Origin of the sequence: Longimicrobium sp., assembly GCF_048594345.1 — a bacterium.
Lineage (GTDB): Bacteria > Gemmatimonadota > Gemmatimonadetes > Longimicrobiales > Longimicrobiaceae > Longimicrobium.
On record NZ_JBMDXM010000188.1, the window covers coordinates 34,624 to 59,645 of the forward strand.

Below are 25,022 nucleotides of genomic sequence, written 5' to 3' on the forward strand. Positions count from 1 at the left end.
ACCTCTAGGTAAAAACAGTGTCATCAGAATACGACAACTTCCCGGAGCATCGACAGTACCTTCCGGCTTTTCGGGCATTTGCTGCTGGTCATGTCGAGGAATTCATTGTAACTCGGAACAGAGCACAGACGCTGCTCGGGAATAAACAACCCTACATTTTGGGAGCTGCACGCGAGGAACTCGTCCGTGAGTTTTTACGAAAAGTCCTGCCCGCCGGTGTCGGAATTGATTCAGGAGTCGTATATGGGTTTGAGCGAAAGCCTAATAGTAAACAGATTGACGTGCTTGTTTGGGATGCTATACACTATCCAGCGGTATTTCGGGCAGAGTCGTTCGTGATAGTACCACCCGAGGCAGTGATTGCCGCTATTAGTGTCAAATCGGGTGCAGCCCGTAGGGACTACAAAGAAACTATCGACAATCTTCTTTCGCTCACAGAGCTTGATCTCGCATACCGCGAACCCGCAGATCTAGCACCAATTTATAAGTTCGGGCTCTTCTACGATGTGCCAAGAAGTCCCGGAAGCGTCCACCAGTTGATTGTTGACACATTGAGGAACAACTTGCTTGGCAGGATTGATTTGCATTCTCGGCTAGTTGAAGTCATGGAATCAATCGACCCGGGAGATCCCTCGACGGAGGCAACGTGGTATTTCGACCGGCTACTCCCGAAGTCGTTTGTTCATCTTAAGCCTAAGGCTTTGACGATTGGTCATAACTGGGGACCTCCGTTAGTTCCAGTTTACAAGGCCAATCGTGAACGGTTTAAGCGGCGTCCTTATATGTATCGGCAGCATTCGAACCTGACGTCATCTTTGGAAAAACTCGTTTACCGGCTCTTGGGTGCAACATTGAGGCACTTCGGTCGCCGGGGTGGTGCACTACTTTCTGCTTGGGGTGATTTCGATCCAGAGTACCACTATCGAGAGGGAGATGCTGAAGAACTGGATGAGCACACGGGCCTAGCAATTCTCCTTGAAAATGACTTCACCTAAAGCGGTAATGCGGGAAGTCTGCAGTACGCGTAGCCCCGTCATTCCTCCCCTCCCAGACGTCTCAACAACTCCGCTGGCACAGTGCCAAGCGCTTCCGCCAAGCGCACAATGTTCACCAGCGCTACGTTCCGCTCGCCTCGCTCCGCCCCACCCACATACGTGCGGTCGATGCCCGCTTTGGCCGCCAGCTTCTCTTGTGAGAGGCCGGCGCGCTGACGGTGCTCGCGGAGGGTATCGCCGAAACGCTTGAGGATCTCGGCTCGGGAGAGGGCGCCCAAGATACACCATCGTTGATAGTGGACAGAGTAGCGTCGCATGGAAGATGCGGCCCTTGACGACGATGTGTCCACGGACTATACGTATCGTACACTGATGACTATGAGCATCAACATACGATGAGAGAGACAGCTATGAGGATGGATGGATCGCCCGCGCGGCTGCTGGAGATGCTGTCGGACCGCTTTGCGGCGTTCGAAGCAATCGCGACATCCACGGTTAAGCTCGCCCGCTTCGTTCCGGAGGACGAGCTTGCGATGGAGCCGGGTGTGGCTGAGGCGGTGTTGGAGTTCGGAGAGGATTTGCGGGAGGCGGCGGCGTCGGCAGCGGAGTGGGCGCGCTCGGATGCGCCTGTCGCGACGTAGCCGCATCAGTTAGCGTTACACTTTGATGGCGGCGACGCTTCGCTCGCGGATTCACGAACCTCGAAGACAACCAGCCTCGCTCCGATGCACCGCATTCGTCACGAGGATCTGCCCCACCGGGGCAGTTCGCACCGCTTCGTCGGGGCGGATCAGGGGGACACCGGGATCTCCGTCTTCCTCTTCAACGGGCAACCGGGGAGCGGGCCGGGGCCGCATCGCCATCCCTACGACGAGGTGCAGTTCATCCAGTCGGGGCGCGGCCGGTATACGGTCGACGGAGAGACGTTCGAGGCCGGGGCCGGCGACATCCTGGTGATCAAGGCGGGCGAGGTGCACAGCTTCACGTGCATCGGCGATGCTCCCCTGGTGCAGATGGATGTGCATCTGAGTCCCGACTTCATCCAGGAGAACCTGGACCCGGAAAGCCCCTGACGTCGCGCGCATCTGGACTGTTCTACCCCACCCTCCCACCGCTACCGGGCACCATGTACCGTCTCCCGATCCTGGCCTGCGCCGCGCTCTGCATCGGCGCCTTGCCGGCCGCCGCACAGCAGCCCATGAACGACAGCACGCGCGTGGCGCTGAACCGCGTCTTCGCGGCGTGGAGCGCCGCCGACGGGCCGGGATGCGCGGTGGGCGTCAGCCGCGGCGGGATCCTCGTCTTTCAGAACGGCTACGGGCTGGCCAACCTGGAGACGGAGAGTCCCATCACCCCCGCGTCGGTTTTTCACGTGGCGTCCGTCAGCAAGCAGTTCACGGCGGCGGCGGTGATGCTGCTGGCGCGCGACGGCAAGCTGTCGCTGGAAGACGACGTGCGGCGCCACCTGCCGGAACTGCCCGACTACGGGCACCGCATCACGCTGCGCCACCTGCTCACGCACACCAGCGGCCTGCGCGACCAGTGGGACCTGCTGTCGATGGCGCGGGGGCGGTTCGAGGAGAACCGCATCACGGAAGACGACGTGCTGGAGATCGTCGCGCGCCAGAAGGCCCTGAACTTTGTCCCCGGCACGGAATACCTGTACAGCAACACGGGCTACACCCTGGCGGCGGTGGTGGTGCGGCGCGTGAGCGGCAAGTCGCTGCGCGAGTTCGCGGACGAGCGGATCTTCAAGCCGCTGGGGATGGGCGACACGCACTTTCACGATGACTACACCGAGGTCGTGAAGGGGCGGGCGGCGGGGTACGCGCGGCGGCCGGCGGGCGGGTGGCGCGTAAGCCTGCCCAACTACGACACCTACGGGGCCACCAGCCTGTTCACCACCGTGGGTGACCTGCTGAAGTGGGACGCCAACCTCTTCACGCCCCGGGTGGGGGACGAGGGGATGTGGCGCGAGATGATGGCCAGCGCCGTCGTGGCGGGCGGCGACACTACCGGCTACGGGCTGGGGATCGCCACGGAGGAGTACCGCGGGGCACGGCTGGTGGGCCACGGCGGCGCGGACGCCGGGTATCGCACCTATCTGGGCCGCTTTCCCGAGCACAATCTGTCGGTGGCGCTGTTGTGCAACGCGGCCCAGGCCAATCCCTCGGCCCTGACCCGGAGCGTGGCGGACGTGCTGCTGGGCGACCGTCTGGTGCCCGCTCCCGCGCCGCCGACGGCGCGTGCGACGCTGGCGCCGGAGGAGCTGTCCGCGCTGGAGGGCGTGTACGTGCACCCGGTGACCGGCGGACCTTTCTTTATCACGCGGCGCGGTGACACCCTGGTGGCGGGCCGTACCAACGGACCGGCGCTGCTGCCGATGGGGGAGCGCCGGTTTCGCGTGGGCACGCAGCCCGTGGAACTGGAGTTCACGCCCGATGGCGGTCTGGTGCAGACGGTGCTGGCGTGGCCGCGGCGGACGCCGGTGACGCTGCGCCGCCAGGAACGGTCCCAGCCATCGCGCGCGCAGCTGGAGGCGTACGCCGGCACCTGGTACAGCGAGGAGCTGGGCGCGACGTATACCGTTGTGGCGACGGACAGCACGCTGGTGCTGCGGACGCGGGGAGGTGCGGAGCGGACGGTGTATCCGGCGTACGGCGACACCTTCGCGGGAGATTTTCTGCTCGCGTTCACCCGTGGACGCGGGGGCCGTGTCGAGGTGATGCGGATGAGCAGCGGGCGTACCCGTGGCGTGCGCTTCGAGCGGGTTCGGCGGTAAGGGGCTGAGGCACACCATGAACGCCACCGAAATCGCCGGCTACATCATCGAATCCTTTCCGGGCGTGGAAACCACGGAGGCGTACAGCTACACCTTCTTCTTCTACGGCTCCGAGCGGATGCTTCCGTTCGCCACGCTCGCCATGGCCGACAACGAGCATGATCGCGTGTCCGAACTGGATCGCGACGGCGCGTACCGGCTGAACATCGGGGTGAGCCGCGACACGTATCGCTCGCTGCTTGGCGACGAGAAGCCGCGGCTGGGCTCCGCCGGCATCATCGACGGTGATCACGATTTCACGCTGCGGGACCAGATTCTTCCCCATCCCCACTACGCGCCGCAGTCGTGGATCTGCGTGGTGAGCCCCGGCGCGGAAACGTTCGAGGTCGTCCAGGGCTTGCTGCGGGAGGCGTACGAACGGGCCGTGCTCCGGGCGAACCGTAGAGAACCATCGGAGTGAATGGGTTCTGATGATGAAGCCCGAGGTCGGCATCTGTATGCACGCGAGACGCCGAAGCAATACGGCACCCTCATGGTCTCGCCGCTGGGTGGCTGCGGCCGCTTCAGAAGGGGTGTGGCCTGACCGCAGTGGGACGCGCTACTCTGGAAATGCCGCTCGTTGCACCGCAGCCCACTCTTCGTCGAGCCTGAGCTCTGTTACCCAGTGCTCCACGTACGTCCGGTCGATTCGCTCAGACCCCACGCGGAGCATCCTCGCCGCATCCTCAATCTGGCGCGCTGATTGGCCCATGCGCGCCCATTCCCTTTTGGCGATCAGGATGTCTTCCGGCGTGGCTACCGGAACATGGGCCCCTTCGATCGCTACCAGACTCCGCCGTTCGAACTCCTCGCGGCTGAACGGCCGGGACTTCCGGATGATCAGGTCGACCTTCCAGCCCGTTCGCAGGTCGATCAGGTTGAACAACCCTTCCAGGCGCAGCGCCTCGCGTGCGGCTCCTTCATCAACATAGAACTGGTCGCGGGGAAGGAGCGCCACGAAGTTACGAAGCTGTTCAGCTGTCGGCGCGATGACAAAGTCCACGTCCTGGGTCGCCCGTGGTGCGCCATGATAGGAATTCGCGAACGAGCCCGTCAGCATTACCGGAATCCCCGCCGCTTCAAGCGCGCCGAGCACCCGGGTAAAGAGATCCTGCGTAGTCAACGGAGAGGCAGGGGCCAGGGTTCTGCCCCGAACGCGTAGCGCAGAAGCTCACGTTTAAGTTCCCAATCCGTCCAGTCGGGATGCTCCGTGCGCAGCCGGGTGAGCGCGAAGTTCCGGGCCATGTCGCTCATATCCATGGCCAGCTTCAACTTTTCCTCGCCCGGCATGCGGCGATGGATCTCGTCCTGAACGGCTTGTGCGGCTGGGCTGGTATCGCTCATCGCGGGTTGCTTGCGAGCATGTGCTGGTTCCGGCTCCGGGTCACGCCTGAGTATATTCGGGCCGCAGGATGACATCAACGTAATACCACCAGCGACGTCCCGCCCAACCCCCCAATGTCATACTCGCAAGCAGCCTACCCGCTCATCGACCTGGCGCTGGCGCGCAGGCTGGAGCGCGTCGAGGCGTCGGCCAACGCGGCGTTCGTGGCCGCACGCGCGCGGCTGCAGCCGGAGAGCGGCGCCGCGTGGATCGAGGTGGCGGGCGCGTACGCCATGTTCGACGGCGTGGGCTCGCCGCTCACGCAGACGTTCGGGCTGGGGCTGTTCGCCAAAGCTGGCGAGGCGGAGTTCCAGGCGCTCGAAGCGTTCTTTCAGCAGCGCGGCGCGGGCGTAGACCACGAGATCAGTCCGCTGGCCGCACCCGCCCTGCTGCCGCACCTCAACGGCCGCGGCTATCAGCCGATCGAGTTCAGCAGCGTGATGTTTCGCCCCGTCACCGGTGCGCTATCCACCGTCCCCGTCAGTGGAGGGCTGCGGGTACGGCGCATCGAGGCGGATGAGGCGGATCTGTGGGCCAGGGTTGCGGCGGAGGGGTGGAGCACGGAGTCGCCCGAACTGATGGACTTCATGCTGGAGATGGGAAAGATCAGCGCACGCGCGGAGGGCGCCTCCGCGTTTCTGGTCGAGCTCGACGGCCACCCGGTGGGCGCCGGCGGCCTGAACGTCAGGGATGGCGTGGCGCTGCTGGCGGGGGCGAGCACGATCGCCGCCGCCCGCCGCCGGGGTGCGCAGCGGGCCCTGCTGCAGGCCCGGCTGCGTTTCGCGGCCGAGCGGGGGTGCGACCTGATGATGATCGTCGCGCAGCCCGGCAGCGCATCGCAGCGCAACGCGGAACGCCAGGGTTTCCGCGTCGCCTACACACGCACCAAGTGGCAGCTGCGGCCGGCGGACGCGCGACGAGAGCACTGAGATGCCCCGCGACGACCTCACGCCCACTCCCTCGCCGCTGGACAGCATCAGCTTTCGTCTGAACCCGCCGCTCTCAGAGAACGAACTGAACGCGCTGTTCGCGGCTGCCTGGCCCAACCATCAGCCGCGTGCGTTCGCCGGCGTGCTGGCGCGCAGCATGGCGTGGATCGGCGCGTTCGCGGGTGGCGAGCTGGTTGGATACGTGAACGTGGCGTGGGACGGCGGCGCGCACGCCTTTCTGCTCGATCCCACGGTTCACCCGGACCGTCGGGGGCGCGGGATCGGGACGGAACTGGCGCTGCGGGCGGTCGAAGCGGCGCGCGAAGGCGGGGCCGAGTGGATGCACGTGGACTACGAACCGCACCTCGACGGCTTCTATCGAAGCTGCGGCTTCAGGCCTACCACAGCCGCGCTGATGCGCCTGCGGTAGGCTGCCGATGCGCCGCGCCGGGATCACGCCGTGAACGTGATCTGGCCCAGCTCGCAGGCAAAGATGCTCTCGGGAAGGCCGGCGTGCTCGTGGCCGGGGATCTGCGGCGCGAGCTGTGCCCACGCCACGGGCATGGAGACGCCGCGGAACATCAGGCCGAACAGCTTGCCAAAGAACGCCGGGAACGCATCACCCTTCCGCTCCAGTGCCATCACCAGGTTGGCGGCGCCGTACCCGGCAGGCTGGGCGGCCTCCATGTAGCGCTCCGGGTCGTTCTCCGCCGCAACGATCACCACGCGGGCCCCGGCGTCACGGATGATCTGCCGCAGCGAAAGCGGCGATCCGCCCACCTTTCCACCCGTCTCGATCTCACAGTACAGCAGCAGCACGTCGCACGTGGGCGGTGCGCCGTCGGACTCCACCACGGAATTGAACAGCGGACCGAGTGCGGTGCGGTCCTCGCTGGCGAGCGAGCCGAAGCGGGCGCGGTCCAGATCCAGAATCCCCAGCACCGGCCCGGTGATGGTGGGTGCGGACGTCCGCCGCGAGCGCATCAGCAGCCCGGCGCCGCCGACCGCGACGACGACAAGAATCGTAATCCAGCTCATTGGAGGTTGAGTGGGGTGGGTGAAGAGGGCGCGGCCGCCAGCGGCAGGGCAACCGCGCCTGCATGTTATCGTCCATACGAACGATCCGTCTACCCCACCCGCGTGGCGATCCACCAGGTGGTGCCGCCGGCGTCCTTGATGCCGCCGCGCTTGTCTTCGTCGCCCTTCTGAACCGGCTCCTGGACGGATTCGGCGCCGGCGGCAAGGGCGCGGCGCCAGGTGTCGTCCACGTCCGCCACGTAGACGTGCACGTGCGCCGGGATCGGCGGCCAGCCTTCGGCGCCATCCGCCACCATCACCACGGTGTCGTCGATGCGCACCTCGCCGTGCATCACCTTGCCGTCATCCGTGCCAAAGACGCGAAGCTCCTGCGCGCCAAAGACCTGCTTCAGAAAGTCGATGGTGCCGCGCGCGCCGTTGACGATCAGGTACGGCGCAACGCTGGGGTAACCGTCGGGTTTGTGGCTGGCTGGCATGGTCTGGATGAGGTCTGGTGGATGGAGTACGCGGACGCAGCCTGGCGGGCTACCGCCGGGGGCGGCGCTTGCGGGTCGGCCGGTGAAGGACGGTGACAAGTTCCTCCATCTCCGCTTCGTCCAGTTCGTCCCGCAGGGAGTTTGCCTGGCCGAGAAGGTTCAGCACAAAGTTTACGCTGACGGACAGTGCCAGCACGCCGATGAGGATGCCGGTTCCCAGCCCCACATCCGGGAGCAGCCGGTCCAGCAGCATGCCCACACCCGTTGCTCCGGCGAGCAGAAGCGTGATCGTGAGCGCGACGAGCAACAGGGCGAACATCAGGGTGCGGACGGCGTTCATGGATCGGTGATCCTGGATGCGGACGGCGTTTCCGGAGGCGCAAGTCAACAGAATGCACACTTCCGCCGTCTTCCGCAACGCGCAGCGTGACGTGTCGAGGAGATCCGCCCCAACTGGACATGATCGGCCTCGTTGTGGCTCTCCGTCCGAGCCGTGTCAGTGCTCCCTGGCGTCGGCCGTCAGTGCGCGGAACGCCTCCAGCGCGGCGCGCTCGGCCCAGCACTCAGCCAGGCGTCCGTCCTGCACCCGCCAGATGGCGATGCCGGTGAAGGCTACCGCGCGCCCATCCGCCGGCAGGCCGAAGATGCCGTTGTTGCGCCCCGTGCACAGCCAGCGGGAAACCACCCGCTCGCCCGATCCATCGGCGAACACCTCCAGGATCTCGTTCTGCGCACCTTCCAGCACCGTCTGAAAGCTCGCCACCCACGCCTTAGGTGTCGCGCCCGCGGATGATGGAGCCGGCGGAGTGGATGGCGTAATCCTCTGTCATCAGCTCGTCGATGGCGTCCAGGTCGTGCGCGGGGCCCCACACGCGCGACAGGAACTCGATCGCCAGCCGTTCGGCTTCCGGGCGGGAGGCGGGTTCGGGTGTCATCGTCATGGGAGGAGATGATGTGCGTGAAGGGCCCCCCTCGCAGGTGCCGTGGGAGTCTGGGACGACACTATGCTCTGGGCCTTCGGATTCGAAGATTCCAACGAGGCACTTGTACCTCATCAGGGCGCTATCTCACTGTGCCGCGCCGGATGCTCTGTAGTTTGACTGGCGCACCGGTGAAGGAAATTCCTGCAGTTCCGTCTTTGTTGACTACGACTACGCGATCACCGCGTCTCGAAGTCAGAAGGACGTATGCTTGGTCGGTTTCAAGCAGCAGGTAATATACGTGAGCCTGTTTGATCGCCGCCGTTACCCGGTTCCGCAACGGGATGGAGTCTGCGTCTTCCGGAAGCATGACCACTTCGACTGGTGCGCCGCCTCCCAGAACGGCGGGAATATGTGGGTATGCCGACGTAGAAAAATGCATGATGTAGCCTATTGAAAGCATGAAAGAGAAGCTTCCAAACGCTATACCCCAGAGCAAGTCGTTCGCTGATGCGCGCAAGTGCTCGCCGTCAACGTCACCCAAGAATAGGAATGTGCTGTAAACAGTGCTCGCCATCAATGTTCCATATGCCAGAATCACTCCGGCATACTTTATTAGTGAGACGGCCTCTATGCTTTGCCAGTGAACGCGGAATTCGGGGGCTGAGAATACGAACATTTGCCCGGCAACGTTTAACCACCCAATCGCAACCGCCAAGGCAAAGAGGAGTTTTTTGGCATGAAACACGATCCGCTTCACACGTCCGTGCTGAATGACTTTCTTTTGCTGGTACTCATTGTGTAGAACCGCGGCGACCCAAATCAGGGGAACCACCACCGTCGCGAGTGGAACGAGCACCCAGATGCCAGCGAGCAGATACTGAACGCGTAGCAGCCCGAAGGGAAGGACGTGGTACTGGCTCAGGTGAAGAGTGACAACGAGAAATCCGAGCCCGTACAGAACACCAATGATGAGCCCACCCGCCTTTACCAAGTCGAGCGGCTTCGTAACGGAGGTGGTTGTGACGGGCAAAGCCTCAGAATCAGTCATTGCTCAATAGGACTTATCCCTGGAAGGATCTCCGCCACACTCGATTCGGGCAGGATTTGGCGACGTGGCAAAGGCCTCCTCGCTGCCCGAATTAGGTGGCGGTTGACTGGCGTTTAGGTAAAAACCGGGTTTCCGAGCACGCCTGAACGTGGTGTCTATACTGGCGAAGCACACACCAAGGGCGTTCGCGGCCCCTGCAGTCTGCCATGACCATCGCGCCGGCGCAACGTTCTTGCGAAACCCGCCGCAGCTCGTCATCCGACTTCTGGCGCGGCGCGAGCATACGATCCAGCAACCGTATGGGTTCGGCTGATCGTCACGCCGGGTGCCTCAATCTGCGTTGCCGCCACCGCAGCACGGACCACACGAGCGTGATAGAATCCAGCAGGATGCGGATGGTCAGCAGGACGGCGGGGCAAGCCGCAGGAGCCTCATCATGTCGTCCGTCGCGTGGCGTTCATGCGGCGGATGCGGCGCGCGGGCCAGTCGCGAAGGCGCGTCACCGGACGGCTGGGGCCAGGTCGGATCCGCAGTAGCGGCACTTGATGGCTTCGCGGCGAATCCATTCGGCGCAGTACGGGCATTTGCGCAGATCCGGCGATCCCGCGCTCCCCGCGTCCGCGCCGGTGAACCACGGTGCTGCCTTGCGGCTGAACATCGACACCACGGCGAGGGCCTGCAGCACGAGCTGGATGATGCCCAGCAGCGCGGAAAACGGCGACGTCCCCAGGGACTCAAGCAGAGGTACGATGGTAAAGGGCGCGCCCAGGATGAACAGGACCAGGAACACGATGCGTGCCCAGTTGCGCCCCCGCGACACACGCGACGCCAGCCACACGACCAGCGCGTACCCGGCGAGCGTCGAGATCATCAGCACGTCCGTCGGGACCCCCTGCGAGACTTCCGGCCACTCCAGGATCAACCGGACCACGCCGATGGCCAGCGTGACGTAGATCAGGGTGACCGCCGATGAGACTGCCTCGGGCGGCTCCGCGTGGTAGGCGGATGTCATGGATGCGGAACGGATCGGGGTGAGGGGGGGATCGAGGTGCACGGTGCGCCGGATTGTCACACGCCAGACGCGGATGGTGGGGTCCTTGCCGCCGGGAATCGCCTGCGCGCGGCCGGACAACGACGGGGAAGGGGATGCGGATCCCGGGAGACGGACCGCCGGTTGCGCCCCGGCGGTCCTCGCCCGGCCTACTGCACGGCCGGTTTGCGGCCGGGCCGGGGGGGAGCCATGCGCGGATCGCCCACCCTGTCGGGCGGCGGCGGGGGGAGCCGGGTGATGACGGAGTCCGCCATCTCCGCGGGCCGCGGCGGCGGCACCTGACCGTCGGGCGTCGTGGGCGCGGGCGGCGGCGGCACGGTGGGGTTGCTCAGGCTGTCCAGGCGGAAGGCGATCTGCTCCCACGCCTTGGCCAGCGTCTCGGGATCGCGGGCGTGGCCGTTGACCCACGCCTTGAGCTGCACCTCCGTCACGCCGTGCTTGCGCAGCACCGCCGCGCGCTCCCGGGCAGACGCGTCGTCGGGCAGCGACCGCACCGCCACGTTGGCCGCCACGAACTTTTCCGGCGGAATCACGCCCGCTGGCTGCTCGTCGTTGCCGCACGCGGCCAGCAGGAGGGCGGTGGCCAGGATCAGGCGGGGGCGGCGGATGGTCGTCATCGGGTTCAAACTGCGTAAACGTCTGGATACCGCCAGGGCGACGGAAGCGCGCCGGACGCCGCGGGGAAAGCGCCCGCGCGACGGTTTTCCGGAACCGGAGCGTACCGGCGCCGTGCGTTTGTGTCAAGTCACGCGTTGCGCCGCCCGCGGCCGCCGGATAAGCTACGGGCGGGTCACCCGTTCACCCACGAAACCAGTACCGGCATGGCACGCCCCAACCTTCGCAGATCCTACCGCCACGCGGCGGCCGCGGCCTTTCTCGCCCAGGCGCTGGCGGCGGGCGCGGCCGCCGCGCAGCAGGCGCCCCCGTCGCCCGCCGAGGTGCTGGGGCACCAGCTGGGCGAGCGCTTTACCTCGTACGCGGGGGTGCAGCAGTACGCGCGCGCGCTGGCCGAGGCCTCGCCGCTGGTGGACTACCGGCCGTACGGCACCACGCCGGAGGGGCGCGAGCTCATCCAGCTGGTCATCGCCACCCCGCAAAACCTGCAGCGGCTGGACGGCATTCTGGCCGCCAACGCCGAGCTCACCCGGCCCGAGACCTCGGCCGAGCGCGCGCGGCAGATCGCGGAATCCAACCCCGCGATCGTCTACTTCAGCTACGGCGTGCACGGCAACGAAAGCTCGTCCAGCGAGGCGGCGCTCTACACCGCGTGGGACCTGGCGCGCAACGCGCCCGAGGTGGCCGGTGTGCTGGAGTCGCTGGTCGTCATCATCGACCCCTCCGCCAACCCGGACGGCCGCGACCGCTACGTCAACTGGTTCAGCTCCGTCGTGGGCGCCGAGCCCAACGTGAACCCGCAGGCCCGCGAGCACCGTGAGCCGTGGCCGGGCGGCCGCTTCAACCACTACCTGTTCGACCTGAACCGCGACTGGAGCTGGGGCACGCAGCCCGAGACCCGCGCGCGGCTGGCCACGTGGTGGCGGTGGAACCCGCAGGTGCACGTGGACTTTCACGAGATGTTCTACAACAGCAGCTACTTCTTCTTTCCCGCGGCCGCGCCCATCAACCCCATCTACCCCCAGCACGTGCTGGACTGGGGCAAGCGGTTCGGGCAGAGCAACGCGCGGGCGTTCGATCAGTTTGGCTGGGACTACTACAGCGGCGAGGCGTTCGACCTGTTCTACCCCGGCTACGGCGACAGCTGGCCCAGCCTGACCGGCGCCGTGGGGATGACGTACGAGCAGGCCGGCCACAGCGCCGCCGGCATCGCCATTCAGCAGGAGAGCGGCGACACGCTTACGCTGCACGACCGCGCGCAGCACCACCGCACCAGCGGCCAAGCCACGCTGCGCACCGCCGCCGCGGAAAAGACGCGGCTGCTGACGGACTACGCCGCCGGCCAGCGCACCGCGGGCGCCGGCGAGCAGGACTTCCTGCTGGTGCCGGGCGACGACCCCACGCGCATCGAGGCGCTGGTGACGCACCTGCGCCAGCAGGGGATCGAGGTGGAGCGCGCCTCCAGCGGCTTTGGCGCCCGCGCCACGGCGTACCCGGGGTGGCCGTCGGCGTCGTCGTTCCCGGCGGGGACGTACCGCGTGCGCGCCCGGCAGCCGCTGGGGCGCCTGGCCGTGACCCTGCTGCAGCCGGAGACGGAGCTCAAGGCCGAGTACTCGTACGACGTGAGCGCCTGGTCGCTGCCGTACGCGTACGGCGTGGCGGCGTACCGCGCGCCGGCCGGGGCGGGGGCGGGGTGGACCCCCGTGCAGGCGCCGGCGGGGCGGCAGGCGAACGTGGCCGCGCCGGCCCCGGGCGTGGGCTACCTGGTAGCCCCGGGCGACGCCGCCTCCGCGCCGATGGTGCGCTTTCTGGCCGGCGGCGGCCGGGCGCGGGTGCTGGGCAGGCCGTCGACGTTCGGCGGGCGCACCTGGCCGGCGGGCACGTGGTTCATCCCCGCGCGCGGCAACGACACGGTGCAGGCGCGGATCACCGCCGCGGGGCTGGGCGGGCTGGTGCGCCCGGTAGCCACCGGGATGGCGGAGAGCGGCATCGACCTGGGGAGCGAGAACGTGGCGCGTGCGGAACTGCCGCGCGTGGCGGTGATCGCGGGTGAGGGGGTGAGCCCCACCTCGTTCGGCGGGCACTGGTATTTCCTGGAGCAGCAGCTGGGGATGCCGTTCGATGCGCTGATGGCGTCGGACCTGACCGCCGCCGACCTGTCGGAGTATGACGTGATCGTGCTGCCGGACGCGTCGCCGCGCGCCATCCGCGGCGCGGACGAGGCGCTCAAGAGCTGGGTGCAGGGCGGCGGCCGGCTGATCGCCGTGGCCGGCGGCGCGGAGGCGGTGGCGGGGATGGCCGAGGTCAAGGTGCGCGAGGGCGCGCGCGGCGACAGCGCGGCCAACGACCGCGCGCGCTACCTGGCCGGGCGCGAGGAGCGGCAGCGGCGGGAGTGGAGGCAGGAGGTGCCCGGAGCCATTTTCCCCCTGCGCCTGGACCCCGCGCACCCGCTGGCGTACGGCGCCGGGATGGACGGCCGCCCGGCGGAGACGTACGCGCTGCATTCGGGCACCACGGTGTTCGAGCCCGCGGAAGGCGTGGAGACGGTGGCGTACTTCCCCGAGCGGCTGCAGCGCATCTCCGGCGTGATCAGCCCCGAGAACGTGCGGCGCCTGGAGCAGGGCTCGTGGCTGGTGACCAAGCGACTGGGCGGCGGCAGCATCGTCCTCTTTGCTGACGACCCGCTCTTCCGCCTGTTCTGGCGCTCCACGCACCCGCTGTACGTGAACGCGATTCTGCTGGGTCCGTGATGTCGTTGAGGTCCTGAACAGATGGGCCTCACACGGAGTCAACGGAGTTAACGGAGTTTTGCTGGATGGATGATGACGCGCCCCGAGGCCTCTGCGGCTCCGGGGCGTTCGTCATCATCTCAAGAAAAACAAATCCTCACGCAGACGCAGAGTCACCAGAGTTAGCAGAGTAGACATTGCCCTGTCCATCCTTGTCCCCTGGGAGAAAAGAGGATACGGCACGGGATCCGTCGAAGCACCTCGAACAAACTCTGCTAACTCTGGTGACTCTGCGTGAGGCCATTCTTGTGAAGCTTGTGAAAGCGCTCAGTGCCAGCGAAAACGGCACGAGAAAACTCCGTTGACTCCGTTGACTCCGTGTGAGACCATTCTTCTCGTTTCGGATCGGATGATACACGGGGGTTGATGCTTCATCCGTTTCGAATATGTTTGTCGCTCTCCAACGGGCACGGCGAAAGGGATCTCGCCGCCCCGCGTTTCTTCCCCAGCAGGCTCACGGAGTCGATGATCGTTTGCTGATCGGGTAGGGTTGCAGCCTCCGGGAGGCCCTCCCTCCGCCCGCGTCCAGTGTGACGCACCGCGCGCCTATGTGCGTGCTTTTCCTCCCGGCACCCTGTTCTGATCACCTCCCCGTCCGCGTCCGCCGGAGCGCTCCTTCGCTCGCGTGGATGCAGGGGAAGCAACCGCATCGACCGAAATGTCAAGCCATCTCGAGCTGTCTCCCGCCACGGAGACGGGCGCACATCCGCCGCCGGGCTTCTGGAGCTCGGTGCGCGAAGCACTGCGCGGCTCGCACCAGGACTACACCGACGGGCCGGTGGGCCGCTCCATCCTTCTCCTTTCCGTGCCCATGGTGCTGGAGATGGCGATGGAGAGCGTGTTCGCCGTCGTCGACATCTTCTTCGTCTCTCGCCTGGGCGCGGACGCGGTGGCCGCCGTGGGGCTTACCGAGTCGCTGCTGGCCGTGGTCTACGCCCTGGCCATGGGGCTGGGGATCGGCGCCACGGCGCTGGTGGCGCGCCGCATCGGCGAAAAGAACCCGGAGGGCGCCGCGCACGCCGCGGGACAGGCCATCATGCTGGCGCTCGTCATCTCCGCTATCCTGGGCATCATCGGGTCGCTGCTGGCGCCGCGGCTGCTGGCGATGATGGGCGCGTCGCCAGAGGTCATACGCACCGGAACGGGATACGCGCGGGTGATGCTGGGCGGCGAGGCGGCCATCATCATCCTGTTCGTGGTGAACGCCATCTTCCGCGGCGCGGGCGACGCGGCCATCGCCATGCGCGTGCTGTGGCTGGCGAACCTCATCAACATCGTCCTGTGCCCCTGCTTTATCTTTGGCCTGGGGCCGTTTCCGCAGCTTGGGGTGACCGGCGCGGCGGTGGCGACCACCATCGGCCGCTCGACGGGCGCGGCGTTCGCCCTGTGGCGGCTGACGCGCAAGGACGGGCGCATCCCCGTGGGGCGGCGGCACCTGGCGCCGGACTTCGCGGCGATGGGGCAGATCCTTCGCCTGTCCGGCACCGCCACGCTGCAGATGCTGGTGGGCACGGCCAGCTGGATCGGGATGGCGCGCATCGTGGCCGCGTTCGGCAGCCCGGTGCTGGCCGGGTACACGGTGGGGATGCGCGTGGTGATCTTTGCGCTTCTCCCCAGCTTTGGCCTGAGCAACGCCGCGGCCACGATGGTGGGGCAGGCGCTGGGCGCGGGCAAGCCGGACCGGGCGGAACGCGCCGTGTGGAAGGCGTGCGTCTACAACCTGGTGTTCCTGGGCGTGGTGGGGCTGGCGTTCGTGGTGCTGGCGGGGCCGATCATCCGCCTGTTCTCCACGGACCCGGAGGTCATCCGCCACGGCTCCGCCGCCCTGCGCGTGGTCGCGGCCGGGTTTCCGCTGTACGCGTTCGGGATGGTGCTCACCCACTCGTTCAACGGCGCGGGCGACACCTGGACGCCCACCTGGATCAACCTGGCCGTGTTCTGGGCCTTCGAGATCCCGCTGGCGTGGCTGCTCTCGCGGGCGATCGGTCCGCTGGGCGCGTTCCTGGCGATCACCATCGCGTTCTCCACCCTGGCGGTGGTCAGCGGCCTCATCTTTAGGCGCGGCAGATGGAAGACGAAGGTGGTGTAGGCGAGGGAATAGGGAATATTGGGAATAGGGAATAGCGGGAAACTGCACTCGTGCGTTCGTACCCGTACCTTCGGACGCACTTTCGTACCTTCGTACTTTCGTACCTTCGTACCTTCGTACCTTCGTACCTTCGTACCTTCGTACCTTCGTACCTTCGTACCTTCGTACCTTCGTACCTTCGTACCTTCGTACCTTCGTACCTTCGTACCTTCGTACTCTCGTACTTTCACACCGCGCTCACGCCGAATGCCCGTCCCAGACCGTCCCATCGTCATCGCGCACCGCGGCGCCAGCGGCTACCGGCCGGAGCACACGCTGGAGTCGTACGGCCTCGCGATCGAAATGGGGGCCGACTTCATCGAGCCGGACCTGGTGTCGACCAGCGACGGCGTGCTGGTGGCGCGGCACGAGAACGAGATCGGCTGGACCACGGACGTGTCGGATCGCCCGGAGTTCGCCGACCGGCGCGTGGTCAAGGCGGTGCGCGGCGTGGACGTGGAGGGGTGGTACACCGAGGACTTTACGCTCGCGGAACTCAAGACGCTGCGCGCCCGCGAGCGCCTTCCGCAACTGCGGCCGGCCAACACGGCGTACGACGGCCGGCTGGAGGTGCCCACGCTGGACGAGATCATCCAGCTGGCGCAGCGTGAGTCCGCCGCCCGCGGCCGCACCATCGGCATCTATCCCGAGACCAAGCACCCCGGCTGGTTTCAGTCCATCGGACTGGGATTGGAGGAGCCGCTGCTGGCCGCATTGGAGCGGGCAGGATGGACGGAGCGCGACGCACCGGTGTTCATCCAGTCGTTCGAGACGGAGAACCTGCGGATGCTGCGGGGGATGACGCGCGTGCCCCTGGTGCAGCTGCTGGAGTCGTCCGGCGGCCCGCGTGACCTGGCCCTGCGCGGCGATCCGCGGACCTACGCCGACCTGGCCACGCCCGCGGGGCTGGCCGAGATCGCCACCTACGCGGACGCCATCGGCCCGCACAAGGACCTGGTGATCCCCCGCGGCGCGGATGGACGTCTTGCCGCGCCTACTCCGCTGGTCGCCGACGCCCATGCCGCCGGCCTCGCGGTGCATCCGTGGACCTTCCGCAGCGAGAACTTCTTCCTCCCCGCCGATTTTTACGTCGGCGATCCCTCCGCCGCCGACTTCGCCGGCACCCACGGCGACGCTGAGGCGGAGCTCGCCGTCTTTTATGCCGCCGGCGTCGACGGCGTTTTTGCGGATTTTCCGGATGTCGCGGTGAGGGTGCGCGCGGCGCTCGCATAACGCGCGCTCCGGATGCGCCACAGGTGTTTTTCAGGCGAGGCCTTGCTTTTTTGCGGGGCTTTGACCAGTTTTGTGCCTGTTCAATCCGTTTGCTTTATCGTGTGTCCCGCACCCCCAAACGCCACCGATGGCCCGCTATTACTACGGCACCGTTCCGGTTCTCGCGTGGATCATCAACCACTACTTCTACGCGCGCACGCACTACGCGTGGCTGGCCGCCGCCTTCCATCCGCACGGAGAGAACCCCGGATCATCGAATCCCTACGCGTTGTATGGGCACTTCTATGAACCTTGGGCCGAGCGTGACAGGTACTCGCGCTTCATCAATGACTATCGCCGGAGCCTGGCCGCGGGCGTGGCTGAAAAGGAAGCTGCCGGTACACTGGATAACATCACTGCCGCGCGGCTGCGACGCCTCTGTCGGCTCGGCAGCATTGAACTGTTCTATCCAGTGCTCTATCGTGTGGATATCAATGCGATTCCCCCCGCCCGCAGAACGCTTCAGAACTCGGGTTTGGAGGGATCGCACGAAGTGCTGGTGAAGGATCTGCGCGAGTCCGAGTTCGAATTGCTGTTCACGGACAACCAGCGTGACGACTACTTCCCCAGCCTGGTGCTCGGCGAACTGGAGGGAACGGTCCGGATGCATCCGATGACGACGCTGGCGATGCTGGAAACAAAGGTTGTGACATGAATACACCTGCGTACCATCCGCTCTCGCGTGCCGAGGTGGCGCTGCTGCTCGCGCCTGAGAACAAGGAGCTTGAACTGGCCTGGGACCGGGTGGCGGGTGCGCTCCATGGCGTCGTGGCCATGCTGAGCATCACTTACCCCCGGCCGCTGTACTACTACGAGGATGCAGCGCGGCGCACCTTGGCCGAAGAGCCGGAGCGGCTGCGCGGCACGCCGTTCCATGCCGCGGCGGTGAGGAACGTGCAGGCTGCCGAGGAAATCGAGCGCATGTTCCAGGAGCAGGGGCATACTCCGGAACTGCACCAGATTGTGGATCGCTATCTTGATACGCTGCTCGACGAATTCGACTCCATGCGCCTGTATCCCGACGTCCCGCCGCAACGGGCGCTGGACGAGGAGAACGGGCTCGCGGGGTACCCCCGCGCCGTCGCTGGACGCTGAGCGTGCACGGACTCTCGTCATCTACCTCGTTACGCTCCTGGAGGAAGCGCCGGGGCAGGCAGCCGCTGGTGCAGCGTCTGAAACGCGACGCGGCAGAAGCAGCGCACCTCCGCGCGTAGCGACTCGGCTCCAAACACCAGCGCCGTGCCCACACCGGCTGGGAACAGCGCCCTTCGCGGCTTCGTCATGCGTCCAGCAATCCGGACCTCCGGTTGATAGGGTAGACACCGCGCCGATCGGGTTCGCGGCAAGGATGCGGCTACAGCTTCTGGTACGAGGGGCTGCCATCTCAGTCGTCCTGAATACGAAACCGCCACCCGGGTGAGCCCTGGTGGCGGTTCCGTTACTCCGTCCGGTGGCAACTGCTCAGGTTACCTGTGGCGGGCAGGGCTTCGGCACCTCGACGCAATTCATGCTGCCGTTGCTACCGACGGTACATACCACATCCCAGCAGCGGACCGTTTGGGCGCTCAGCAACTGCGTGCCGTGGACGCCGCCCCCCACCAGAACCAGGGCGGCCAGAAGGACCAGTACGAGCTTCGATTTCTTCATGTCGGGATGGTGCGTTGGAAGGATGGATGCACCGGCACGATATTGTGCGGCGGTTACGGCGGGGATAGTGAGTATTTCACGACCATCTGGCGATCGTCGGCATCTGTCTCTGCCACGAGTATCCAGCCATTACCCACCTGCAGCACGCGATTGCGCCCCGGGATCTCGACGCTGCCGCGTAGCGTTCCATCTGGGGCAAAGACAAGCCATCGGCTGCTCACGCTCCATTCCGACGGACGTGAGGGGAGGCAGATCCAGGTGTCACCGCCAGAGGCAACGCGCAGGTCGGTATACGGTGGAAAGTACCTGGGGTATTCGATGCCGGCGGGTGCAGCCGCGGACGACCGCGAACCGGTGACGACGAGCCGAGACCAGAATTCGTCGATGTCTTGCCGTGTCACGGGTACAGGCGGGGTAAGCACGCGCGCGACGGTATCCCAGGTGCGTCCATCGGAGGCCGCGACGATCACGGGTGAATCGGCAGTCCCGAGGTACACGCGTTGGCCATGTACAGCGACGACGGTGCGCCGGCCGAACGGCAGAGTGGTCGTTTCAGACACACGCCCGTTCTGTGATCGCGTTCCGAATTGATCGTCACCGGGCGCGGTGGCTACCGTGTCGCGCCGTCCGTCGGGCCACATCCACAGGATCAGCAGCGAATCCCGGTATGTGCCCGCCCGCCATTCTCCCGATACGGAGGCAATCGTGAGAAGCGATCCGTCGGCGCGCTGGCCGGCGACGCGCGGGAAGCTTCCAAGATCGGTGACGGGAGGGTCCGTGCCGATCAGGATTCCCGCGGTGTCAAAGCGCGTCAGCCGCGATTGCACAATGTCCCACACCAGCAGCGTGTCTCCGCGCACCCCCAGCCATGACGGCGAGGAGAACTCTCCCGGTCCGCGTCCTTCACGGCCGATGCTACGAACCTTCCGCCCCTTGGAATCGAATACGTCAACGCGGTGGTTCCCGGCGTCCGCAATGGCGATGTCGCCGTGTGCCAGACGCTCACCCGCCACGGGGAAGACCAGGGCATCGGATCCGGTTTCAGAGGCGCCGATGCGCAGATCCGCCGGCGCAACAACCGTCCATGCGGGTCTTGCTTTCCCGGACCCGCTGTCGTGTCCGTCTGCGGCTTCCGCCCCACATCCTGTTAAAACCAGCAGGGGAAGCACGCGTCCGCGAACCATGATCCTTCGTAACGGGCTCACTTCGCCGTGGGCTTCGCTGCGGGAGAAATGGGACTGCACGCCGGGAAGCAGTGCGGGAGAGTGTCAGTTCCGCTTGCCTCGGCGTTTCGGTTCACAATCGCGAGAATCGCCTCCAACTCGCCCGGGCCGAACCAACTCCGTGCATCCTCGAGGTCGGCACGAGTGGCCGGGCGACCCGCGGCGGCTTCCGGCGATACGGGTTGCATCAGCAACTGCTGCTGGAGCGGAGTCAACTCCCATTCAGATGGTGCGGGCGCCACACGGTGCTGTGCCGCGCTGGCCACCAGATTGTCGCCGCAACCGGCCGCTCCAGCCGTGAGCAGCGCCAGCAGAACCGCCCGTGAGGCGACGTTCTGTCGGATTGTTCTGATTCGCGCAATCACTGGATGTTCACCTGACTGCAATCCACCTGTGTATACTGGCAACTAGCGGTGCCGTCGGCAAAAATCACACATTTCTTCTTGAAGCAGACGACGGTTTGGGCAGCGATCTCCCGGGCTGTTGGGGCGAGCACAACGCCTGAAAGGGCGAGCCAGAGTGTAGCACTAGCCATGCGTCTCATCATGCGAAGTCCCGTTGAGAAGTTTAGCGTCACTTTTCACAGGATAAGAAGGGATTGGTCTTCACGCAATATTGTCGTTAACGAGCGCGCTTCTCAGGGCGTCGTTCGGCTGCAACGCGATCAACGTACGGTGCACGGAGGTGCACGTCAGTAGAACTGCAGGCCCCGGAGGCCCTCCAAGACCATTGGAAGGCACCCTGACTGGATGGCAGGGCGGGGGCGGTATGGAACTTGTTTTTATCGGGCGCAGCAACGCCCGGCGGTACTTCGGTGAGATGGTTGTGAATCCACCAAACTGGTGCCGCTGCTGGCGAATGGGTTACACGGTGAATTTCTTCAGTTTAGAGGAGCGATGATCAACTTCGATCGACTTACCGTCAAATCGGCAGAGGCCGTGCAGGCGGCTGCGGGCGAGGCGCGCAAGGCGGGGAACCCCACCATCGAGGATCTGCACCTGCTTTCCGCCCTGCTGGAGCAGGAGGAGGGGATCGTCGTCCCCATCCTGCAGAAGGTGGGGCTGAACGTGGCCCGGCTCCGCAGCGAGGTAGACGCGGCGCGGGCGCGGCTTCCGAAGCAGTCCGGCGGCGCCAACGCCACCATCAGCCGCGAGCTGAACGAGGTGCTGGACCGCGCGGAGAAGGAAGCGCGCGATCTGAAGGACGAGTACATCAGCACCGAGCACCTGCTCCTGGGGCTGGTGGAGAAGGGCTTCAGCGTGCGCGACCTGCTGCGCGCGCAGGGCGCCACCCGCGAGGCGCTGGTGCAGGCGCTGGAGCAGGTGCGCGGCAGCCACCGCGTGACCGATCAGAATCCCGAAGAAAAGTATCAGGCGCTGCAGCGGTTTTCGACCGACCTTACCGAGCGGGCACGCCGCGGCAAGCTGGACCCGGTGATCGGCCGCGACGAGGAGATTCGCCGCGTGGTGCAGGTGCTTTCGCGCCGCACCAAGAACAACCCCGTGCTCATCGGCGAGCCGGGCGTGGGCAAGACGGCGATCGCCGAGGGGCTGGCGCAGCGCATCGTGAACGGCGACGTGCCCGAGGGGCTGCGCGACAAGACGCTGGTGTCGCTGGACATCGGCTCCATGCTGGCCGGCGCCAAGTACCGCGGCGAGTTCGAGGAGCGGCTCAAGTCCGTCCTCAAGGAGCTGTCCGATTCGGACGGCAAGTTCATCGTCTTTCTGGACGAGCTGCACACCATTGTGGGCGCGGGAAAGACGGAGGGATCGCCCGACGCCGGCAACATGCTCAAGCCGGCGCTGGCCCGCGGCGACCTGCGGCTGGTAGGCGCCACCACGCTGGACGAGTACCGCCAGTACATCGAGAAGGACGCGGCCCTCGAGCGGCGCTTTCAGCCCGTCTTCGTGGGCGAGCCCAGCGTGGAGGACACCATCGGCATCCTGCGCGGGCTCAAGGAGCGCTACGAGGTGCACCACGGCGTGCGCATCACCGATCCCGCCATCGTAGCGGCGGCGACGCTCTCCAACCGCTACATCGGCGACCGCTTTCTTCCGGACAAGGCCATCGACCTGATCGACGAGGCCGCCAGCCGGTTGCGCATCGAGATCGACTCGCTGCCGCAGGAGATCGACGAGGTGGAGCGTCGCATCATGCAGCTGGAGATCGAGCGGCAGGCGCTGGGGCGCGAGAGCGACGCCGAATCGCGCGAGCGGCTGCAGCGGCTGGAGCAGGAGCTGGCGGAGCTGCGCGAAAAGTCTTCGGGGATGAAGGCGCAGTGGCAGTCGGAAAAGGCCGTCATCCAGGAGTTGCGCGAAAAGAAGGAAAAGCTGGACGAGCTGAAGGTGGAGCTGGACCGCGCCAGCCGCACGGGCGACCTGAACCGCGCGGCGGAGCTGCAGTACGGCACCATCCCCCAGCTGCAGAAGGAGATCGAGGGCGGCGACGGGCGCCTGGCAGAGCTGCAGAAGACGTCCCGCTTTCTCAAGGAAGAGGTGGACGTGGACGACATCGCCGAGGTCGTCTCGCACTGGACGGGGATCCCGGTGAGCCGCATGGTGCAGAGCGAGCGGTCGCGCCTGGCGAAGCTGGATTCGCACCTGAACGAGCGCGTGATCGGCCAGCCGGAGGCCACGGTGGCGGTGGCGAACGCCGTGCGCCGCAGCCGCGCGGGGATGCAGGACCCCAACCGCCCCATCGGCTCCTTTATCTTCCTGGGCCCCACGGGCGTGGGCAAGACGGAGACGGCGCGCGCGCTGGCCGAGTTCCTCTTCGACGACGAAGAGGCGATGGTGCGCATCGACATGTCGGAGTACATGGAGAAGCACGCCGTCAGCCGTCTCGTCGGCGCCCCTCCGGGGTACGTGGGCTACGAGGAGGGCGGCCAGCTGACGGAGGCGGTGCGCCGGCGACCGTACAGCGTGGTGCTGTTCGACGAGATTGAAAAGGCGCACCCGGACGTGTTCAACATCCTGCTGCAGATCCTGGACGACGGCCGGGTGACGGACAGCCAGGGGCGGGCGGTGAACTTCCGCAACGCGGTCATCATCATGACCAGCAACATCGGCAGCCCGCTGATCCTGGAGCGCGCGGCCGAGCTGCAGGAGCGGTCGACGGCCGAGGCGGTGGAGAACGCGGTGCTTGGCGAGCTGCGGCGGCACTTCCGTCCCGAGTTCCTGAACCGCGTGGACGACGTGATCGTCTTCCGCCCGCTGGGCCGGCCCGAGCTGAAGACCATCGTAGACCTGCAGCTGCGGCGGCTGGAGAAGCTGCTGGCGGATCGCAAGCTGACGCTGCGGGTGACGGACGCGGCCAAGGCGCTGATCGCGGAGGAGGGCTACGATCCCGCGTACGGTGCCCGTCCGCTCAAGCGCGCCATCCAGCGCTTGGTGCAGAACCCGCTGGCGCTGCACGTGCTGGAGGGTGAGTTCGACGACGGGGACACAGTGATCGTGGACCGCGATTCCGGAGGCGGCGCGCTAACGTTCCGGCCGGGCGGGACGGGGGCGGCGGATGCCCAGCCGGATGCTGCGGCGCCGTCGGCGGAAACCGTGGCGGCGTAAGAGCGGTACGGAGTACGAGGGTACGAAGGATGAACAGCGGGCGTGTCGTGGCGATGAATCGCGGCGCGCCCGTGGGGCCTCACCCGGCTCGTTCCTCGCCTGCCCTCTCCCACAAACTGCGTGGGAGGGGGAATATACTTCGACAGATCTCATTCGGCGGGGCGGAGATCCGGGCAGCTGCGGCCTGGAAACCCGCTCGGACTGCGTCCTTCCTAGCCTAGCCTAGCATCCCGCGTTCCATGCAGATTCCTCCAATCGAGCGATTCCGGCAGGATGCCGGGCGCTACGGCACAACGTGGTCGGCTGATCCGGAGCGCGCCGACTTTACGCTCATGCTTCCGGACGGTGAGCCGGTCTGGGAGGATGGCGGCTGGGACGCGCGCCCGCACGAGCCGTCGTACCAGATGGCGCTCGCCGTCATCCCGGAAACCGATGCGCTCAAGCGGGAGGCATTGGACTTCCTGGCCAAGATCGTGGCCTTCGACAAGCTTGCGATGGAGGGCGAGCCGTTCGTGATCGGCGTCCACTGCGATGCGCGAACGGGCAAGGTCATCGTCGAGCTGGAGTGGACGAAGGAGCTGTACTGCCGCTTTTCGGTGACGTTTTCCTGGCGGATGAATCATCCGCAGCTTCCCGACTACAGGACAGCGGTAGGCATGGCGTTCTGGGGACGCTGAGCAGGGCGGTCCGCTGAGTTCCCTCGGGAAGCTGGCACTGGGGGTGACGGACGCGGCGAAGGCGCTGATCGCGGAGGAGGGCTACGATCCCGCGTACGGCGCCCGCCCGCTCAAGCGCGCCATCCAGCGCCTGGTGCAGAATCCGCTCGCGCTGCACGTGCTGGAGGGCGAGTTCGCGGACGGCGACACGGTGGTGGTGGACCGGGACCCGGCCGGCGGCGGGCTGGTGTTCCGGTCAGGGGGCGGGGACGCGTCGGCGGATGCGTCCGCCGACGCCCCCGAGCCGCAGACGGCGGGGGTGTGACGCACGGGGGAGACACACGTACAGGACGAACTGCAGCAACAAAGGCCGCTCCCGTGCGCAAAGCACGGGAGCGGCATTCCCCATAGGTGATGCGGCGGCCTAACCCTAACGTCCGGTACAGCGGCGGCCGCGCAGCCGA

The 25,022-nt window shown here is 66.3% G+C and carries 29 protein-coding genes; 15 read left to right on the forward strand and 14 right to left on the reverse strand.

Annotated elements, in window-relative coordinates:
* Positions 1 to 17 precede the first annotated feature (17 nt).
* The gene (locus ACOJUJ_RS20480; RefSeq protein WP_420128766.1) at positions 18 to 995 is read left to right on the forward strand and encodes a DUF6602 domain-containing protein; all 978 of its coding nucleotides are present in this window, start codon (positions 18 to 20) and stop codon (positions 993 to 995) included.
* A 38-nt stretch (positions 996 to 1,033) separates the two neighbouring features.
* Here the strand turns inward: ACOJUJ_RS20480 and ACOJUJ_RS20485 are convergent, their stop codons facing one another.
* A complete protein-coding gene (locus tag ACOJUJ_RS20485; protein WP_420128767.1) occupies positions 1,034 to 1,312 on the reverse strand; it encodes a helix-turn-helix domain-containing protein in 279 nt (92 codons plus the stop codon).
* Positions 1,313 to 1,411: 99 nt separating this feature from the next.
* On the opposite strand from ACOJUJ_RS20485, the gene ACOJUJ_RS20490 reads away from it, so the two are divergent.
* From ACOJUJ_RS20490 to ACOJUJ_RS20505, 4 genes are all read left to right on the forward strand, one after another.
* The gene (locus tag ACOJUJ_RS20490) at positions 1,412 to 1,636 is read left to right on the forward strand and encodes a hypothetical protein (RefSeq protein WP_420128768.1); all 225 of its coding nucleotides are present in this window, start codon (positions 1,412 to 1,414) and stop codon (positions 1,634 to 1,636) included.
* A gap of 84 nt (positions 1,637 to 1,720) precedes the next feature.
* Positions 1,721 to 2,068 carry a cupin domain-containing protein gene (locus ACOJUJ_RS20495; protein WP_420128769.1) on the forward strand — a complete coding sequence of 116 codons (348 nt, stop codon included), beginning with the start codon at positions 1,721 to 1,723 and terminating at the stop codon, positions 2,066 to 2,068.
* Positions 2,069 to 2,121: 53 nt separating this feature from the next.
* Positions 2,122 to 3,777: a serine hydrolase domain-containing protein gene (locus ACOJUJ_RS20500; protein ID WP_420128770.1), complete on the forward strand. Its 1,656-nt coding sequence runs from the start codon at positions 2,122 to 2,124 to the stop codon at positions 3,775 to 3,777.
* Between the two features lie 16 nt (positions 3,778 to 3,793).
* The gene (locus ACOJUJ_RS20505; RefSeq protein WP_420128771.1) at positions 3,794 to 4,237 is read left to right on the forward strand and encodes a DUF6194 family protein; all 444 of its coding nucleotides are present in this window, start codon (positions 3,794 to 3,796) and stop codon (positions 4,235 to 4,237) included.
* A gap of 138 nt (positions 4,238 to 4,375) precedes the next feature.
* Here ACOJUJ_RS20505 and ACOJUJ_RS20510 read toward each other — a convergent pair whose 3' ends face one another.
* Entirely contained in the window at positions 4,376 to 4,939 is a 564-nt protein-coding gene (locus ACOJUJ_RS20510) for a hypothetical protein (protein WP_420128772.1), read from the reverse strand.
* Positions 4,936 to 5,160, reverse strand: a complete 225-nt coding sequence (locus ACOJUJ_RS20515) for a hypothetical protein (RefSeq protein WP_420128773.1) — start codon at positions 5,158 to 5,160, stop codon at positions 4,936 to 4,938. Before ACOJUJ_RS20515 ends, ACOJUJ_RS20510 begins: the two co-directional genes overlap by 4 nt.
* A gap of 114 nt (positions 5,161 to 5,274) precedes the next feature.
* Between ACOJUJ_RS20515 and ACOJUJ_RS20520 the strand changes: the two genes are divergently transcribed.
* Both ACOJUJ_RS20520 and ACOJUJ_RS20525 read left to right on the forward strand, forming a co-directional pair.
* A complete protein-coding gene (locus ACOJUJ_RS20520; RefSeq protein WP_420128774.1) occupies positions 5,275 to 6,129 on the forward strand; it encodes a GNAT family N-acetyltransferase in 855 nt (284 codons plus the stop codon).
* 1 nt (position 6,130) lies between these two features.
* Positions 6,131 to 6,559 (forward strand): GNAT family N-acetyltransferase, encoded by a 429-nt coding sequence (locus tag ACOJUJ_RS20525; protein WP_420128775.1) that lies wholly within the window; start codon positions 6,131 to 6,133, stop codon positions 6,557 to 6,559.
* A 23-nt stretch (positions 6,560 to 6,582) separates the two neighbouring features.
* Here ACOJUJ_RS20525 and ACOJUJ_RS20530 read toward each other — a convergent pair whose 3' ends face one another.
* From ACOJUJ_RS20530 to ACOJUJ_RS20565, 8 genes are all read right to left on the reverse strand, one after another.
* On the reverse strand, positions 6,583 to 7,167 hold the full coding sequence (locus ACOJUJ_RS20530; RefSeq protein ID WP_420128776.1) for a hypothetical protein: 585 nt from the start codon (positions 7,165 to 7,167) through the stop codon (positions 6,583 to 6,585).
* A gap of 89 nt (positions 7,168 to 7,256) precedes the next feature.
* Positions 7,257 to 7,643 (reverse strand): VOC family protein, encoded by a 387-nt coding sequence (locus ACOJUJ_RS20535; RefSeq protein ID WP_420128777.1) that lies wholly within the window; start codon positions 7,641 to 7,643, stop codon positions 7,257 to 7,259.
* A 49-nt stretch (positions 7,644 to 7,692) separates the two neighbouring features.
* A complete protein-coding gene (locus ACOJUJ_RS20540; protein ID WP_420128778.1) occupies positions 7,693 to 7,983 on the reverse strand; it encodes a hypothetical protein in 291 nt (96 codons plus the stop codon).
* A 156-nt stretch (positions 7,984 to 8,139) separates the two neighbouring features.
* Entirely contained in the window at positions 8,140 to 8,406 is a 267-nt protein-coding gene (locus tag ACOJUJ_RS20545; protein WP_420128779.1) for an ester cyclase, read from the reverse strand.
* 7 nt (positions 8,407 to 8,413) lie between these two features.
* Entirely contained in the window at positions 8,414 to 8,578 is a 165-nt protein-coding gene (locus ACOJUJ_RS20550; protein ID WP_420128780.1) for a nuclear transport factor 2 family protein, read from the reverse strand.
* Positions 8,579 to 8,705: 127 nt separating this feature from the next.
* Positions 8,706 to 9,614, reverse strand: a complete 909-nt coding sequence (locus ACOJUJ_RS20555) for a hypothetical protein (protein WP_420128781.1) — start codon at positions 9,612 to 9,614, stop codon at positions 8,706 to 8,708.
* A gap of 499 nt (positions 9,615 to 10,113) precedes the next feature.
* Positions 10,114 to 10,746 carry a zinc ribbon domain-containing protein gene (locus ACOJUJ_RS20560; protein ID WP_420128782.1) on the reverse strand — a complete coding sequence of 211 codons (633 nt, stop codon included), beginning with the start codon at positions 10,744 to 10,746 and terminating at the stop codon, positions 10,114 to 10,116.
* Positions 10,747 to 10,814: 68 nt separating this feature from the next.
* The gene (locus tag ACOJUJ_RS20565) at positions 10,815 to 11,282 is read right to left on the reverse strand and encodes a hypothetical protein (RefSeq protein ID WP_420128783.1); all 468 of its coding nucleotides are present in this window, start codon (positions 11,280 to 11,282) and stop codon (positions 10,815 to 10,817) included.
* Positions 11,283 to 11,486: 204 nt separating this feature from the next.
* On the opposite strand from ACOJUJ_RS20565, the gene ACOJUJ_RS20570 reads away from it, so the two are divergent.
* The 5 genes from ACOJUJ_RS20570 to ACOJUJ_RS20590 all read left to right on the forward strand — a co-directional run bounded on the left by ACOJUJ_RS20570 (position 11,487) and on the right by ACOJUJ_RS20590 (position 18,564).
* Complete coding sequence (locus ACOJUJ_RS20570; protein ID WP_420128784.1) at positions 11,487 to 14,030, forward strand: M14 family zinc carboxypeptidase; 2,544 nt, start codon at positions 11,487 to 11,489, stop codon at positions 14,028 to 14,030.
* 697 nt (positions 14,031 to 14,727) lie between these two features.
* Positions 14,728 to 16,158, forward strand: a complete 1,431-nt coding sequence (locus tag ACOJUJ_RS20575; RefSeq protein ID WP_420128785.1) for an MATE family efflux transporter — start codon at positions 14,728 to 14,730, stop codon at positions 16,156 to 16,158.
* Between the two features lie 246 nt (positions 16,159 to 16,404).
* Positions 16,405 to 17,430: a glycerophosphodiester phosphodiesterase gene (locus ACOJUJ_RS20580; protein ID WP_420128786.1), complete on the forward strand. Its 1,026-nt coding sequence runs from the start codon at positions 16,405 to 16,407 to the stop codon at positions 17,428 to 17,430.
* A 127-nt stretch (positions 17,431 to 17,557) separates the two neighbouring features.
* Positions 17,558 to 18,124: a hypothetical protein gene (locus tag ACOJUJ_RS20585; protein ID WP_420128787.1), complete on the forward strand. Its 567-nt coding sequence runs from the start codon at positions 17,558 to 17,560 to the stop codon at positions 18,122 to 18,124.
* Positions 18,121 to 18,564 (forward strand): hypothetical protein, encoded by a 444-nt coding sequence (locus ACOJUJ_RS20590; RefSeq protein WP_420128788.1) that lies wholly within the window; start codon positions 18,121 to 18,123, stop codon positions 18,562 to 18,564. The genes ACOJUJ_RS20585 and ACOJUJ_RS20590 overlap by 4 nt, the downstream gene beginning before the upstream one ends.
* 29 nt (positions 18,565 to 18,593) lie before the next feature.
* On the opposite strand, the gene ACOJUJ_RS20595 is transcribed toward ACOJUJ_RS20590, so the two are convergent.
* The 3 genes from ACOJUJ_RS20595 to ACOJUJ_RS20605 all read right to left on the reverse strand — a co-directional run bounded on the left by ACOJUJ_RS20595 (position 18,594) and on the right by ACOJUJ_RS20605 (position 20,285).
* The gene (locus tag ACOJUJ_RS20595) at positions 18,594 to 18,752 is read right to left on the reverse strand and encodes a hypothetical protein (RefSeq protein WP_420128789.1); all 159 of its coding nucleotides are present in this window, start codon (positions 18,750 to 18,752) and stop codon (positions 18,594 to 18,596) included.
* 178 nt (positions 18,753 to 18,930) lie between these two features.
* A complete protein-coding gene (locus ACOJUJ_RS20600) occupies positions 18,931 to 19,116 on the reverse strand; it encodes a hypothetical protein (RefSeq protein WP_420128790.1) in 186 nt (61 codons plus the stop codon).
* A gap of 53 nt (positions 19,117 to 19,169) precedes the next feature.
* Positions 19,170 to 20,285: a 6-bladed beta-propeller gene (locus tag ACOJUJ_RS20605; RefSeq protein WP_420128791.1), complete on the reverse strand. Its 1,116-nt coding sequence runs from the start codon at positions 20,283 to 20,285 to the stop codon at positions 19,170 to 19,172.
* A gap of 950 nt (positions 20,286 to 21,235) precedes the next feature.
* Here ACOJUJ_RS20605 and clpB point away from each other — a divergent pair.
* The 3 genes from clpB (at position 21,236) to ACOJUJ_RS20620 (ending at position 24,883) form a co-directional block, all read left to right on the forward strand.
* Complete coding sequence (gene clpB / locus ACOJUJ_RS20610) at positions 21,236 to 23,902, forward strand: ATP-dependent chaperone ClpB (protein WP_420128792.1); 2,667 nt, start codon at positions 21,236 to 21,238, stop codon at positions 23,900 to 23,902.
* A 239-nt stretch (positions 23,903 to 24,141) separates the two neighbouring features.
* A complete protein-coding gene (locus ACOJUJ_RS20615; RefSeq protein ID WP_420128793.1) occupies positions 24,142 to 24,579 on the forward strand; it encodes a hypothetical protein in 438 nt (145 codons plus the stop codon).
* Positions 24,580 to 24,622: 43 nt separating this feature from the next.
* Positions 24,623 to 24,883 carry a hypothetical protein gene (locus tag ACOJUJ_RS20620; RefSeq protein ID WP_420128794.1) on the forward strand — a complete coding sequence of 87 codons (261 nt, stop codon included), beginning with the start codon at positions 24,623 to 24,625 and terminating at the stop codon, positions 24,881 to 24,883.
* Positions 24,884 to 25,022 lie beyond the last annotated feature (139 nt).